Here is a 14,155-nt window from a genome sequence, read left to right as displayed (position 1 = left end):
CGGCCGTCCAATGCCCTTGCGGCGTTGCACAATTCGTTCAGAACCTCTATTTTACAGGGTTCCATCCCCCGTCTGAGAGACTCCATGGCCCGCGTCACCGTCGAAGACTGCATTGAAAAGGTCCCCAATCGCTTCAGCCTCGTGCTGCTGGCGGCGCATCGCGCCCGGGCGATTTCGGCCGGCGGTCAGATCCTGGTGGATCGCGACAACGACAAGAACCCCGTGGTGGCCCTGCGCGAGATCGCCGACGACGTGCTCGACGCCGAGGACCTGCGCGAGAACCTGATCGGCACCCTGCAGCGCGTCGACGAGCACTCGGAAGCCGAGGAAGAGGCGGAAACCCTGGCCCTGCTGGCCGATCCCAGCCACATGCAGATGAGCGAGCAGGAACTGGTGCGGGCGCTGCAGAGCGACCGCGACGGCGGACAGGAGGAGCGGTACTGAGCCCGGACGGCGCAGAACCTCTCCCTGTCCCGGCGGCTGACGTCGCCGTCTCAAGCCCTGTGCCGCTGGCGACCACGCCGGCTGGCTCCGGCGCTCTTGCCTCTCAATCGACGACGGACCGGCCTGACCCCAGGCCGGACTCCGGCCTGCCGGCCAAGCCCGCCACGGCCGAGGCCGCGCCCAGCGAGCGCCGCCGCTTCCTTCGGCAATACGAACTGATCGACCGCGTGAAGGCCTATGAGCCGGACGCCGACGAGAACCTCCTGAACCGGGCCTATGTCTACGCCGTGCGCATGCACGGCAGCCAGACGCGCGCCAGCGGCGATCCCTATTTCGCGCACCCCATCGAGGTGGCCGGCATCCTGACCGACTACCGGATGGATACCGCCACCATCGTCACCGCCCTGCTGCACGACGTCATCGAGGACACCGACGTCACCCGCGCCGACATCGACCAGCTGTTCGGGGCGGAGATCGGCGAGCTGGTGGAGGGGGTGACCAAGCTGTCACGCCTGGAGATGAGCGCGGAGTACAAGCGCCAGGCCGAGAACCTGCGCAAGTTCATCCTGGCGATCTCCAAGGACGTGCGGGTGCTGATGGTCAAGCTGGCCGACCGCCTGCACAACATGCGCACGCTGCACTTCATCAAGAGCGCGGCCAAGCGCGAGCGGATCGCCCGCGAGACCCTCGACATCTACGCCCCCCTGGCGCGCTCGATCGGCTGTCATCGGATCTGTTCGGAGATGGAGGAGCTGGCTTTCATCCAGCTCAACCCCGTGGCCCGCACCGCGATCATCCGGCGGCTCGACGCCCTGCGCGCCGAACAGGGCGGGGCGGTGTCGCTGGTCAGCCAGGAGATCGCCGCGCGTCTGGAGGCCGCCGGCATCGCCAGCCGGGTGTTCGGCCGCGAGAAGAACCCGTTCTCGATCTGGCGCAAGCTGCAGCGCAAGTCGATCGGCTTCTCGCAGCTGTCCGACATCTTCGCCTTCCGCGTGATCGTCGAGAACGAGGACGACTGCTACCGGGCCCTGGGCGTGATCCATCGCACCTGGCCGAGCGTGCCGGAGCGGTTCAAGGACTACATCTCCACGCCCAAGCGCAACAACTACCGCTCGATCCACAGCACCGTGGTCGGGCCGCGCGGCATGCGCATCGAGATGCAGATCCGCACCGAGGCGATGGACCGCGTCGCCGAGGACGGCGTGGCCGCCCACTGGCGCTACAAGAACGACGACAGCTATGGCTTCGACCCGGAGGCGGCGCAGGCGTCCGGCGGCCGCGACCCGCTGGCGAACCTGCGCCAGCTGGTGCAGGTGCTGGAGCACGGCGGCGACGCCGAGGAGCTGATGGAGCACGCCAAGCTCGAGATGTTCCTCGACCAGGTGTTCGTCTTCACGCCGAAGGGCAAGCTGATCAGCCTGCCGCGCGGGGCCATGCCGCTGGACTTCGCCTATTCCGTCCACACCGACGTCGGCGACACCGCCGTGGGGGTGAAGGTCAACGGCGAGCTGCGCCCGTTGCGCACGGTGCTGCAGAACGGCGACGTGGTCGAGGTGATCCGCGGTGGCAAGCCGACCGCGCCGCCCGACTGGCAAAGCCTGACCGTCACCGGCCGCGCCCGCTCGGCGATCCGCCGGCACATCCGCCAGGCGGAGAAGGACGAGTACCTGCGGCTCGGCAAGTCATACCTGGAGCAGACCTTCGGCCGCGCCGGCAAGGCCCTGGCGTCGGTCTCGCTGCGCCCGGCGCTGGAGCGCTTCGCCGCGGCCAGCGACAACGAGCTGTTCGACTTCATCGGCCGCGGCCGCGTCGCGCCGACCCAGGTGCTGGAGGTGGTGTTCCCGGGGCTGAAGGAGACCGAGCGGGCGGCCGCCGCCGAGCGGCATCGCATCACCGACGGCAAGGAGGCCAAGCTCTATGTGCGCGGCGCCGACATCACCCCGTCCATGAGCCTGAAGTTCTCGCACTGCTGCAGCCCGGTGCCGGGCGACCGCATCGTCGGCATCGTCGAGCCCGGCAATGTCGTTGCGGTGCACGTGATCGACTGCTCCACCCTGGCGCAGTACGAGGACCAGGATAAGCGCTGGCTGGACCTGCATTGGACCAACGAGGCGGAGCGGGACACCCTGTCCCGGGCCCGGCTGAACGCGACCATCACGGACGCGCCGGGGGTTCTCGGCCAGGCCTGCACCATCATCGGCGAGGCGGGGGGCAACATCGTCGCGGTGGACATGCGCCTGCGGCATTCGGACTTCTTCGATGTGGCGTTCGACATCGAGGTGCGCGATGCGCGCCACCTCACCCACATCGCCGCCGCGCTGCGCGCCAACCCGTCGATCCAGACGGTGGAGCGCGGCGTCCTCTAGACCCCTAGGCCATCAGCCGGCGCGGCGCTCCAGCGAGGTCGGGGCGGCGGTGTTGGCCAGCGCCGGGGTCTGGGCCATCACCTCGCGGATCGACTTCAGGGTCCGGCGCTCGGGCTGCGCGCCCGTGGCCCCCAGGGCGACTTCCTGCACCTGCAGGGTCTTCAGGCGCGAAATGCCGATGCAGGCATGCTCGCCGGGCGCCAGGTCGCGGTGCACGGCGTAGTCGCCGAAGTCCTCGATGACCTTCACGGTCTTGCCGCTGCCTTGCAGGTTCTCGATGTAGATGATGGTCATGCCATGATCTCCTAAGGGGTCCTCAGGCCGCGTCGGCCTGCGGGGCGGTCGGGGTCTCGGCGCGACGCTTGCGGCGCGGCGCCGGGAAGGCGGTGACGGACCCGTCCGGCGCGGCGGTCCCCACATCCATCTGCCGGTGCAGCGAGAAGATGTGGGAGGCGATCCGCACGAAGCGCGTGGACGCATCCGGGTTGAAGATGCCGTGGCCGGGCTTGCGCTCGAGCACGGACAGCAGGGTCGGGTGGGCCAGACCGGAAAGCGCCCGCCCGATGGCCCCGGCCCGGTTCGGCTCCAGATGGAGGAACAGGCTGGGCTGCAGGATCTGTCCCGCCAGGCGGCCCACACAGGCTGTGCGCCCCTTGGCGTCCCGCTGCGCCCCGGCGTTGTGCGCCGGACAGCAGCAGATCATCACGTGCGGCAGCCGGCCCAGCAGCCGCAGATTGTCCTCGAACAGGCGCAGTTCACTGGAAGAGGCCAGGTTGATGGGCGCCGCCTCGATGCGGGCCCGGTAGAGGGCCACATCGCGCTCCAGGCGCTGCAGCTTGCGCGTATCCGCGTCCGCCGCCATCACCGTCGCGCCGAGGCCGGAAAACACCCGCACCAGGTCGCGACTGAGGCTCGCCTCCACCCCCGTGACGAGCACGGTGAGGCCTTCCAGGGCAAGAGCGCCCATGACCAAGCTTTCCTGAAAACAGAAGAACAGTAGAGAAAGAGGCTAGAACAGCGCCTCGCGCAGGGAGCTCGGGCGCAGTCGCGCCGGGCGGTCGCCCAGCCACTTCGCCAAGCTCTCGGCCGTCATCGGCTTGGCCTTCTTGCGCATCGAGACACCGGAGTGGCCCTCGCAATAGGGCCCGCGTCCGAGGCGGCGCGCGCCGCAGAAGCCGAAGTCGCCCTGATCGGGGTCGCCGATCGGCCAGCGGCAGGCGTGCTCCCCAAGCGTCAGGATGGTGGCCGAGGGCTTGTCCTCGCACACCACCGCCGGCCGCAGCACTGGCGGCACGGCCACCGGCGTCGACGCCACCATCTTCGGCGCTTCGGCGACGGCCGCCGCCACCGCGGCGCGAACCGGAGCGGCATTCGCCGCCGCGCGGTTCTGAGTCTTGCTGCCCGGCGGGCGACCGCCCAGCGAGCGGGGCCGGGAAGGGGCTTCGCGACCGGAAAGGCCCAGTCGGTGGACCTTGCCGATCACGGCGTTGCGGCTCACACCGCCGCCAAGTTGCCGAGCGACCTGACTGGCGCTCATCCCCTCTGACCACATCTGCCGCAAGGCGGCGATCGTCTCTTCGTTCCAGTCCATTGAACAGCTTCCCCAAGCGGTACAGCTACAAGGGCTAAGGCGCGCCCATTAACTATGTCAATGGGAAAGTGCAGCTGCACACAGTGTGAGAACACCGGTTGCTGATACACTTTTCATTCACGAATCGCCTCAACCCCAGACACGGAAAACGTGCTCCCCAGCACCCTTAGAGACTGCGGCGCGATTCCCGCCACGGATATGGCGCACGCTGACGCAGACCTCACCGCACCTTCCGGTGGCAAATGCAGCATGGGCCGCGCGAGCTGTCCGACGGTGTCATTGCCAAGCCTTCGCCTGCCGGGCGAATGGGGTTCACAGACGGCCCTCACCATTTTGAGGATAATCCGACGTACGCCCGTTGCAGCCAGTTGAACACGGACCGCGTTCGGCTAAGATGAAGCTGTAAGTGTTGTTGGGTAAAAGGCGCAGATTCATTCGCGATTAACTATGATTTCTGGAACAGGGCTGCGCTCTGTTAACCATGAAGTTGATGGGTGGATCGAGGCCGGGCAGAGTCAGTTGTCAAATCGAGACTCCGATTTTGCATCTGGAGACAGCCGCGCAGACACAAAGCTGCCGCGTTTCATCCGCAGTGGCCTGCTTGCCGCCTATCGCGACGCCGCAAAGTCGGTCGGCTTGGAACCGACCCTGATGCTGCGACGGGCCAATTTGCCGCAGGACCCGCAGCTCGATCCGGACACCTCCGTTCCAGAAGACCGGGTGCGGACGCTGCTCAGCAACAGCGCCGCGGCAGCCCAGCGTGACGACTTCGGCCTGCTGGTCGGGCTATCGTTCCGGTTGTCGATGAAAGGGCCGCTCGGGCTGCTGGTGAAGGAGCAGCCGACGGTGCGAAAGGCGATCGACGTGCTGGCCCGCTACATGAGCCAGCAGACCAACACCGTGGACATCCAGGTCGAGGAGTTCGACGGCGCGCTGGTGTTCATGCCGGTGCTGCTCAGCCCGCGCTCGCGCACCGACCGGCAGATGATAGATTTTACCATTGCGCGTTACGTTCAGGTATTCCGCGCCCTGCTGGGCGAGGCCTGGATGCCGCAGCTGGTGGGCCTGTCGCACGCCGCGCCGGCGGATCCGGGCCCCTATCACCGCCAGTTCGGACGCGTGGTGTTCGACCTGCCGCAGAGCAGCATCGTGCTCACCGCCTCCGACGCCTACCGCGCCATTCCGAATGTCGATCCGGACATGGCGCGCGAGCTCACCCGGCTGGTGGAGCGAGGCCGGACCGGCGCCGCCATCGAGCTGAAGGACCGGGTCGCCGAGCTGATCGCCCGGCTGCTGCCGGGGGGCGACTGTTCGGTCGATCAGGTGGCCGAGCACCTGGGCGTGGACCGCCGCACCATCCACCGGCGGCTGGCCGCCGAGGGATCGTCCTTCTCCGAACTGCTGGAGGAGACCCGCCGGCAGATGGCGCAGCTGCACCTGACCAGCACGGACTATCCGCTGGGCGACGTGGCGCACCGGCTGGGCTTTTCCAGCCTGAGCACCTTTTCGCGCTGGTTCCGCGGCGCCTTCGGCGTCACCGCCCGCGACTATCGCCAGGGCGTGCATCACTGATCCCGCAAGGGATATCGAGCGCACAGGGCGTGGCGCGCGGCGGCGGCCTCCGCTAAATAGCCGCCATGACCAACGAAGACGTGCTCAACGAATTCCGCGACGCCGGCGCCCTGCGCGAAGGCCATTTCATCCTGTCGTCCGGCCTGCACTCCGGGGTGTTCCTGCAGAAGAACCTGGTGTTCATGCATCCCGAGCGCGCCGAGCGCCTGTGCAAGGCGCTGGCCGACAAGATCCGCGCCGCGGTGGGCGAGGTGGACGTCTGCGTGTCGCCCGCGGTGGGCGGCATCATCCCGGGCTACGAGACCGCGCGCCAGCTGGGCGTGCCCTCGATCTACGTCGAGCGGGAAGGGGGCGCGTTCAAGTTCCGCCGCGCCTTCGAGATCAAGCCCGGCGCCCGCATCGCCATGGTCGAGGACATCGTCTCCACCGGCCTGTCCTCGCGCGAATGCGTGCAGGCGATTCAGGAGGCCGGCGGCAACGTGGTCTGCGCCGCCTGCATCGTCGACCGCTCGGGCGGCAAGGCCGACGTCGGCGTGCCCATGGTGGCGCTGGCCAGCCTGGTGGTGCCGGCCTATCCCGCCGACGCCCTGCCGCCGGAACTGGCGGCGATCCCCACGGAAGATCCCGGCAGCCGGAGGCTGGCGAAATGAACCACAAGGCCGGCCGCCTGCGCCTCGGCGTGAACATCGATCACGTCGCCACCATCCGCAACGCGCGCGGTGAGGGGTATCCCGACCCGGCGAGGGCCGCCGAGATTGCCATGGCCGCCGGCGCCGACGGCATCACCGCCCACCTGCGCGAGGATCGCCGGCACATCTCCGACGCCGACATCGACACCCTGGCCGGGCTGACCCGCCAGCGCGGCCGGCCGCTGAACTTCGAGATGGCGGTGACCCAGGAGATGGAGGCCATCGCCCTGGCCCATCGCCCGCACGCCGCCTGCCTGGTCCCCGAGCGGCGCGAGGAGGTCACCACCGAGGGCGGCCTCGACGTCGTCGGCCAGCACAACCGCATCGCCCCGGTGGTCGCCACGCTCAAGGCCGCGGGCATCCGCGTGTCGCTGTTCATCGAGGCCAGCCCGGCGCAGGTGGCCGCCGCGGCCGAGATCGGCGCGGACGTGATCGAGCTGCACACCGGGGCCTATTGCCTGGCGGTGCGCGAGCGCCGGCCCGAGGCCGCGGCCCTGCTGCAGAACCTCAAGGCCGCCGCCGCCCAGGCCGACGCCCTGGGCCTGGAAGTCCACGCCGGTCATGGCATCGACTACGAGACGGTGGGCGCGGTGGCGGCAATTCCGCAGATCGCCGAGCTGAACATCGGCCACTTTCTGATCGGCGAGGCCATCTTCACCGGGCTCGATCCCGCGATCCGCCGGATGCGCGCCCTGATGGACGCCGCCCGCGAACGGACGGTCGCCGCGTGATCGTCGGCATCGGCTCCGACCTGAGCGACATCCGGCGCATCGCCAGGTCGCTGGAGCGGTTCGGCGAGCGCTTCACCCTGCGCCTGTTCACCGACATCGAGCGCACCCGCTCGGAGCGCAAGCCCGACCGCGCCTCCAGCTACGCCAAGCGCTTCGCCGCCAAGGAAGCCTGCGCCAAGGCGCTGGGCACCGGCATGCGCCGCGGGGTGTTCTGGAAGGACATGGGCGTGGTCAACGCCCGCTCCGGCCAGCCGACCATGGCGCTGACCGGCGGCGCGGCCGAGCGCATGAAGGAGATCGTGGGCGAGGGCCGGCGCGGGGTGATCCACCTGTCGCTGACCGACGACCACCCTTACGCGCAGGCGTTCGTGATCATCGAATCCCTGCCGCTGGAGTAGCCTGCCGGCCGCATGACGCAGGTTTAACGAGCCTGGCCTGCGCGCTTGCCGTATCCAGACCCCGACGAAGCCGCAGCGAGCCGCCGCCGATGACCGCCACGACCGCCAAGGATCCGCCCGAGAAGAAACAGGGCTTCCTGGCCGAGACGATCGATGTCCTGAAGACGGTGATCGCCGCCCTGGCCATCGCCCTGGTGATCCGCACCCTGCTGTTCCAGCCCTTCACCATCCCCTCGGCGTCGGACCAGCCCAACCTCTATCGCGGCGACTACATCATCGTCACCAAGTGGAACTACGGCTTCAGCCGCCACTCGCTGATCTTCTCGCCGCCGATCTTCAAGGGCCGGCTGCTGTTCAACCCGCCCACGCGCGGCGACATCATCGTCTTCAAGCTGCCGCGCGACGGCAACACCGACTACATCAAGCGCCTGGTCGGCCTGCCGGGCGATCGCGTTCAGATGAAGGACGGCGTGCTGTGGATCAACGGCAAGCCGCTCAAGCAGCAGGACGAGGGCGTGCACACCGCCACCGACTTCGGCCTGCCGACCCCGGTGCACTGGCTGCGCGAGACCAATCCGGAAGGCCGCAGCTACCTGACCCAGGATCACGGTCCCGTCGACGCCGACAACACCGACGTCTACGTCGTGCCGCAGCACTGCTATTTCATGCTGGGCGACAACCGCGACAACTCGCTGGACAGCCGCTTCGACCCGGGGCTGGCGCCGGACGATCCCAAGCTGGGCGGCTGCGGCTGGGACGCCTCGAAGGACGGCAAGCTGACCTCGCCCGGCGTCGGCTTCGTGCCGGAGGAGAACCTGGTCGGCAAGGCGCAGTTCGTGCTGGGGTCCTGGGACACCGGCGTCGACGACGGCGACCACTCCAAGGCGACCCTGTTCAAGCCGTGGACCTGGTTCACCCAGGCGCGCTGGAATCGGTTCTTCCACCGTCTCTAGGGGACCAGCGGCGCACGCATCGACGACGCCGCCGGCGCGTTTGACCGGCGCCGTTCTTGCTCGCGCGCCGTCCAGCGTCTAGCTACGGCGCAAACGGCCGGGCGCGCCCGGAGTCACGCGAAAGAGCCCCCGTCCCCATGCCCAGCGCCCCCGCGGCCGAAGAGCACAAGCCCGGTCTGGTCGAAGAGTTCGTCGAGATCGTCAAGACGGTGGTCTACGCCCTGGCCATCGCCCTGGTGATCCGCACGCTGCTGTTCCAGCCGTACACCATCCCCTCGGCCTCCGAGGAGCCGAACCTCTATCGCGGCGACTACATCATCGTCACCAAGTGGAGCTACGGCTACAGCCGCCATGCGCTGATCTTCTCCCCGCCGATCTTCAATGGACGGGTGTTCTTCAATCCGCCCCAGCGCGGCGACATCATCGTCTTCAAGCTGCCGCGCGACGGCCATACCGACTACATCAAGCGCCTGGTGGGCCTGCCCGGCGACCGCATCCAGATGAAGAACGCGGTGCTGTGGATCAACGACAAGCCGGTCAAGCAGGAGGTGCTGGGCACGCACATCGTCACCGACCGTGGCGCGCCGGAGCAGGCCAAGTGGGTGCGCGAGACCAACCCCGAGGGCCGCAGCTACACCATCCAGGTGCGCGGCCCCGGCTATGCGGCCGACGACACCGACGTCTACGTCGTGCCGCCGCACTGCTATTTCATGATGGGCGACAACCGCGAGAATTCGGCCGACAGCCGTTTCGACCCGGGCCTGCCGTCCGACGACCCGAAGCTGGGCGGCTGCGGCTGGGATCGCAAGCACGACGCGGTGCTGCAGGACGAGGGCGTGGGCTTCGTCCCGGAAGAGAACCTGGTCGGCAAGGCGCAGTTCATCATGCTGTCCTGGGATACCGGCGTGGACGACAGCGACCACTCCAAGGCCTATATCTTCAAGCCGTGGACCTGGTTCATGTACGCGCGGCCCAGCCGCTTCTTCCGGTGGCTGCACTAGTGGCCGGGCGGGCGCCGCAGGCTGGCCTTCGTGGATAGGCGCGCGGCCGAGGTCAAGGCGCTGGAGGTCCGGCTGGGCCACGCCTTCGCCGATCCGGCCCTGCTGGACGCCGCCCTGACCCACGCCAGCGCCAGCGACGGCTCCAACAAGAAGATCCGCCACAACGAGCGGCTCGAGTTCCTGGGCGACCGGGTGCTGGGGCTGCTGGCGGCCGAGGAGCTGGTGCGGCTCAATCCGGACTGGCGCGAGGGCGACCTGACGCGGCGCCAGGCGGCCCTGGTCAGCGGCAAGAGCTGCGCGCGGGTGGCCCGGGGGCTGGCCCTCTCCGGCGCCCTGCGCCTGGCGGGCTCCACCAGCAACCAGGGCGGGCGCGACAACGACCGCATCCTGGGCGACGCCATGGAGGCGCTGATGGCGGCCGTCTATCTCGACGGCGGCCTGGACGCGGCGCGCGGCCTGTTCCAGCTGGCCTGGAAGGACATCCTCGCCGAGGTGGCGCTGGCCGAGACCGGCAAGGAGCCGAAGACCGCCCTGCAGGAGTGGGCCATGGCCCAGGCGCTGCCGCTCCCTATCTATCAGGCCGTGTCCAGGACCGGCCCGGACCATGCGCCGATCTTCACCGTCGAGGTGACGGTGCAGGGCTATGCGCCGGAGCGGGCGATCGGCTCGTCCCTGCGGGATGCGGAAAAGGCGGCGGCGCGGGCGCTGCTGCAACGGGAAGGCTTGATTTGACCACCGAAACCAACACACGGGCCGGCTTCGCCGCCGTGATCGGCGCGCCCAACGCGGGCAAGTCCACCCTGGTCAACCGCCTGGTCGGCAGCAAGGTGTCGATCGTCACCCGCAAGGTGCAGACCACCCGCTTTCCGGTGCGCGGCGTGGCGCTGCACGGCGACAGCCAGATCGTGCTGGTGGACACGCCCGGCATCTTCAAGCCGCGCCGCCGGCTCGACCGGGCCATGGTGCGCTCGGCCTGGGGCGGGGCGGAGGACGCAGACGTCGTCGTGCACCTGGTCGACGCCGCGGCCGAGATCGCCGCCGTCGACGGCAAGGCCAAGGCGGCCGATCACCGCTCGGCCGAGGACGTGCGCTCGATCGTCGAGGGGCTGAAGGGCGCCGGCAAGAAGGCGATCCTGGCGCTGAACAAGATCGACCTGGTCAAGCGCGACCGGCTGCTGGCGCTGACCCAGACCCTGTTCGACACCGGGGTCTATTCCGACGTGTTCATGATCTCGGCCGAGAACGGCGCCGGGGTCGACGACCTCAAGGCCGCCCTGGCGGAGCGCATGCCGCCGAGCCCGTGGCTGTATCCGGAAGACCAGAGCGCCGACATCCCCGCCCGGCTGCTGGCCGCCGAGATCACCCGCGAGAAGGTCTATCTGCGGGTGCACGAGGAACTGCCCTACGCCGTCAGCGTCGAGACCACCCTGTTCGAGGAGCGCAAGAACGGCGACGTGCGCATCGAGCAGAACCTCTACGTGGAGCGCGAGAGCCAGCGCCCGATCCTGCTGGGCAAGGGCGGCCAGACCCTGAAGTGGATCGGCGAGGCGGCCCGCGAGGAGCTGTGCGAGATCCTCGACCGCAAGGTGCACCTGTTCCTGCACGTGAAGGTGCGCGAGAGCTGGGCCGACGACCGTGAGATCTTCCGCGACATGGGCCTGGACTTCGACGTCTAACAGGCAACGGAGAGTCAATTATAGCGTGTGAAGCTGGAGCCCGTTCGCTCTGGGGGCCGCATGCTGTCTGTTCGTCTGATCCTGCGCATCGTCGTTGTCGCGGCGCTATTGTCGACCTCATCCCGGGCCATGGCGCGCGAAGCGAGCGGCGACGCTCTTTCGTTCAGCCTTGCCAGCAGCCTGCCGGAACGCGAGGTGATCGACCGCGCCTTTCGGAGCTACGCCAGGCGGTTCACCAGCGTCGGCAAGATCATGACGCGCCCTACGCCAGGCGGGCCGCAACTGGCCAGCCTGGAGCTCTATGGCCCGGCAGATGTGGCGCATGACCCTTGGATGTGCAGCGTGGAGGTGCTTCACGCCACGTTCGAGCCCGTGCGGAATGGTCGCGACGGCGACGTTCAACTGCAGGGCTTTGCCGTGCAGGAGCGCTATCATGCCAACGGCCCGATAACGGACTTTCGACCACCTGCCGCCTCCGAGACCGCCACAGCGGCGCGTGGCGCCGCTTGCGCCCGGCTGGATCCGGCATCGTTCTTCGCCAGCGACTGGTCCGGGAGCCCGAGCTTCGACCTCTACGCCCTCGGTCACCCCGACAAGCTCCTGACGCGGCCTCCCGGACTGGATCTCGCTTCGCTCGACCTGTCCAAAGTGCGCGACATCCATCACTCCGGGCCTGTCGCCGACGTTAGCAGCACGTGGATCGTGTTCGACGACCGCGACCGCGATCTCGTCGTCCGGGAAGACCGCAACCTACGCAGCGACGAGCCTGCCAAGGTGACGTTTGACCGACGTCCGCGGGACGAGTGGCGCGGGCCGGCGCGCGAGGATTTTGCAGGTGATCGCGACCAGCTGCCGGCGGCATGTCCGCCGTCGTTGACCCTGGAGCAGGTCCGGCGTCGCCACTCAGCAGCGACAATCCAGGCGGTATTCCAGCAGATCGCCTGCACCACGCAGCACGTCGCGCGACCGGAAGAACCGCGGGGCATGGTCTACCTGGGGGATCTGCTGGACAAGCTTTCCTTTGCAACGCAACCCCGCCGCACCGTCGTCCCCGGCCTGTGCAGCTACGAGCAAACCACTATGTTTTTCGGGCGCGTGGAATTGTATTCCAGAATCGCCTCGGGGCGCTCGCGAACGTTCAAGGCGTTCATCGATACGCCCGTGCCTCCGTACAGGCTCGTCTCCACGCGCCTCTACCGGCGCATGGCGTCGGACTGCGCCCGAGTTTCGGCCGACGATCGCTTCTTCGTCGCAGACTCCGCGGTCACGGCCGATCGAGCGCTGCTGGCGCTGGATCGCGCGGCAACGGCCATCACGAAAGCCGATCGGTTCGGATGGATGTCAACGGCGACGCTGTCGTTCGTGTCGATCGGCCCCTGTCGAAGGGGCACAGCGCCGTGCGTCCACGCGGTCTTCCAGGTGGGTGGGACCAGCGCCGCGAAGCCGGATGTACTGCTCGTCGACGTTCCAATTCGCGCTCCGGATGATCCTACGCCGGCCGGCGACATCACCGTCGAGCCGAGTTGGGGACCGATCGCGTGAGGCGGCGTGTCGCGTGACCGCGGTCTTCGGATCACTTATGTCCAGTTCATGGAGTTCGAAGACGACGCCTATGTGCTGACCGCCCGCACGCACGGCGAGGCCGGGGCGATCGTCGAGCTGCTGACGGCGCAGCACGGCAAGTACGCGGCGCATGTCGCCGGCGGCGGCTCGCGCAAGATGCGGCCCTTCCTGCAGGCCGGGGCGCGGGTGATCGTGCACTACCGGGCGCGGGTCTCCGAACAGCTGGGCTCGGCGGCGCTGGAGCCGGTGGGGGAGGGGCCGGCGGCCCTGTTCGACGACGCCTTGGCGCTGGCCGGCCTTGCCGCCGCCGCGGCCGTGGCCGCCGGGGCGCTGCCGGAACGCGAGCCGCATCCGGGCGCCTTCCTGGCGTTCGAGGCGCTGACCTCCGCCCTGATGCTGCCGGACATCTGGCCGGCGGTGTTCGTGCGCTACGAAATGGGCCTGCTGCAGGATCTCGGCTTCGGCCTGGACCTGGCCAAGTGCGCCGCCACGGGCGTGACCGACGATCTGATCTACGTCAGCCCGCGCACGGGACGGGCGGTCAGCGCCGCGGCGGGCGAGCCTTACAGGGACCGGCTGCTGCCGCTGCCGCCGTTCATGCTCTCGGCCCAGGGCGGCCTCGGGCCCGGCGACGTGGGCGCGGGTCTGGAGATCACCGGCCACTTCCTGGAGAGCTTCATCTTCGCCGTGCTGAACCGGCCGCTGCCCCCGGCGCGGGTCTGGCTGTTAGATCGGCTGCGAGACGCCGGCCGTTTATAGAAGAAATTCTATCAACGTGGTGGGAATTTGTCCCGTGGCCCGGAACGCGGTTCGCGGCCATCTTGCGGCCTGTCCACGCCACCATCCCCAGCGAGGGTTCCGATGTTCCTGCGCGCGCCCGAAGCCCACTCCCGGTCCTTCCTCAAGGCCGTCTCCTGGCGGATTCTCGGCAGCATCGACACCTTCGTCATCAGCTACTTCGTGACCGGCAAGCTGGTGTTCGCCGCCTCGATCGCCTCGGTGGAGACCTTCACCAAGATCGCCCTGTTCTATGGTCACGAGCGCGCGTGGGCCCTGGTGCCCTGGGGCCGGGCGGACAAGACCGAGGCGAACGCCCAGCCGGCGGCGGTGGCGGCGCCTGTCAGCGCCGCGCCTGTGACGGGCGCCTGAGGCGCGCGGGACACCCATCCCC

16 protein-coding genes are annotated in these 14,155 nt (G+C 68.7%); 13 read left to right on the top strand and 3 right to left on the bottom strand.

What is annotated here, in order from left to right:
• The first annotated feature begins 84 nt into the window (after window positions 1-84).
• Together rpoZ and ACO2Q3_RS07710 are read left to right on the top strand one after the other, a co-directional pair.
• Window positions 85-444, top strand: coding sequence for a DNA-directed RNA polymerase subunit omega (gene rpoZ / locus ACO2Q3_RS07715; protein WP_423305973.1), 360 nt, complete (start codon window positions 85-87; stop codon window positions 442-444).
• Window positions 445-590: 146 nt separating this feature from the next.
• On the top strand, window positions 591-2,810 hold the full coding sequence (locus tag ACO2Q3_RS07710) for a RelA/SpoT family protein (protein ID WP_423306925.1): 2,220 nt from the start codon (window positions 591-593) through the stop codon (window positions 2,808-2,810).
• Between the two features lie 12 nt (window positions 2,811-2,822).
• On the opposite strand, the gene ACO2Q3_RS07705 is transcribed toward ACO2Q3_RS07710, so the two are convergent.
• From ACO2Q3_RS07705 to ACO2Q3_RS07695, 3 genes are read right to left on the bottom strand one after another with little or no spacing between them, the layout of a single operon-like run.
• Complete coding sequence (locus ACO2Q3_RS07705; protein ID WP_423305972.1) at window positions 2,823-3,104, bottom strand: hypothetical protein; 282 nt, start codon at window positions 3,102-3,104, stop codon at window positions 2,823-2,825.
• Between the two features lie 22 nt (window positions 3,105-3,126).
• Window positions 3,127-3,777 (bottom strand): hypothetical protein, encoded by a 651-nt coding sequence (locus ACO2Q3_RS07700; RefSeq protein WP_423305971.1) that lies wholly within the window; start codon window positions 3,775-3,777, stop codon window positions 3,127-3,129.
• 42 nt (window positions 3,778-3,819) lie between these two features.
• Window positions 3,820-4,401, bottom strand: coding sequence for a GcrA family cell cycle regulator (locus ACO2Q3_RS07695; protein WP_423305970.1), 582 nt, complete (start codon window positions 4,399-4,401; stop codon window positions 3,820-3,822).
• A 447-nt stretch (window positions 4,402-4,848) separates the two neighbouring features.
• Here ACO2Q3_RS07695 and ACO2Q3_RS07690 point away from each other — a divergent pair, with 447 nt between their 5' ends.
• The 11 genes from ACO2Q3_RS07690 (at window position 4,849) to ACO2Q3_RS07640 (ending at window position 14,133) form a co-directional block, all read left to right on the top strand.
• Window positions 4,849-5,973, top strand: a complete 1,125-nt coding sequence (locus tag ACO2Q3_RS07690; protein ID WP_423305969.1) for an AraC family transcriptional regulator — start codon at window positions 4,849-4,851, stop codon at window positions 5,971-5,973.
• Window positions 5,974-6,038: 65 nt separating this feature from the next.
• On the top strand, window positions 6,039-6,623 hold the full coding sequence (gene pyrE / locus ACO2Q3_RS07685; protein ID WP_423305968.1) for an orotate phosphoribosyltransferase: 585 nt from the start codon (window positions 6,039-6,041) through the stop codon (window positions 6,621-6,623).
• On the top strand, window positions 6,620-7,393 hold the full coding sequence (locus ACO2Q3_RS07680) for a pyridoxine 5'-phosphate synthase (RefSeq protein ID WP_423305967.1): 774 nt from the start codon (window positions 6,620-6,622) through the stop codon (window positions 7,391-7,393). The genes pyrE and ACO2Q3_RS07680 overlap by 4 nt, the downstream gene beginning before the upstream one ends.
• Window positions 7,390-7,791 carry a holo-ACP synthase gene (gene acpS, locus ACO2Q3_RS07675; RefSeq protein WP_423305966.1) on the top strand — a complete coding sequence of 134 codons (402 nt, stop codon included), beginning with the start codon at window positions 7,390-7,392 and terminating at the stop codon, window positions 7,789-7,791. The genes ACO2Q3_RS07680 and acpS overlap by 4 nt, the downstream gene beginning before the upstream one ends.
• 89 nt (window positions 7,792-7,880) lie before the next feature.
• Window positions 7,881-8,744: a signal peptidase I gene (gene lepB / locus ACO2Q3_RS07670; RefSeq protein ID WP_423305965.1), complete on the top strand. Its 864-nt coding sequence runs from the start codon at window positions 7,881-7,883 to the stop codon at window positions 8,742-8,744.
• Between the two features lie 137 nt (window positions 8,745-8,881).
• The gene (gene lepB / locus ACO2Q3_RS07665) at window positions 8,882-9,745 is read left to right on the top strand and encodes a signal peptidase I (RefSeq protein ID WP_423305964.1); all 864 of its coding nucleotides are present in this window, start codon (window positions 8,882-8,884) and stop codon (window positions 9,743-9,745) included.
• 30 nt (window positions 9,746-9,775) lie between these two features.
• Entirely contained in the window at window positions 9,776-10,477 is a 702-nt protein-coding gene (gene rnc / locus ACO2Q3_RS07660) for a ribonuclease III (protein ID WP_423305963.1), read from the top strand.
• Entirely contained in the window at window positions 10,474-11,421 is a 948-nt protein-coding gene (gene era, locus ACO2Q3_RS07655; protein ID WP_423305962.1) for a GTPase Era, read from the top strand. The genes rnc and era overlap by 4 nt, the downstream gene beginning before the upstream one ends.
• A 60-nt stretch (window positions 11,422-11,481) precedes the next feature.
• A complete protein-coding gene (locus ACO2Q3_RS07650; RefSeq protein ID WP_423305961.1) occupies window positions 11,482-12,963 on the top strand; it encodes a hypothetical protein in 1,482 nt (493 codons plus the stop codon).
• A gap of 48 nt (window positions 12,964-13,011) precedes the next feature.
• Window positions 13,012-13,743: a DNA repair protein RecO gene (gene recO / locus ACO2Q3_RS07645; RefSeq protein WP_423306924.1), complete on the top strand. Its 732-nt coding sequence runs from the start codon at window positions 13,012-13,014 to the stop codon at window positions 13,741-13,743.
• Window positions 13,744-13,845: 102 nt separating this feature from the next.
• Entirely contained in the window at window positions 13,846-14,133 is a 288-nt protein-coding gene (locus tag ACO2Q3_RS07640) for a DUF2061 domain-containing protein (protein WP_423305960.1), read from the top strand.
• Window positions 14,134-14,155 lie beyond the last annotated feature (22 nt).

It is taken from the genome of Caulobacter sp. KR2-114, assembly GCF_049446115.1.
Lineage (GTDB): Bacteria > Pseudomonadota > Alphaproteobacteria > Caulobacterales > Caulobacteraceae > Acaudatibacter.
Note: the sequence above shows the minus strand (reverse complement) of the source record. Positions and strands in the feature narration are given on the sequence as shown.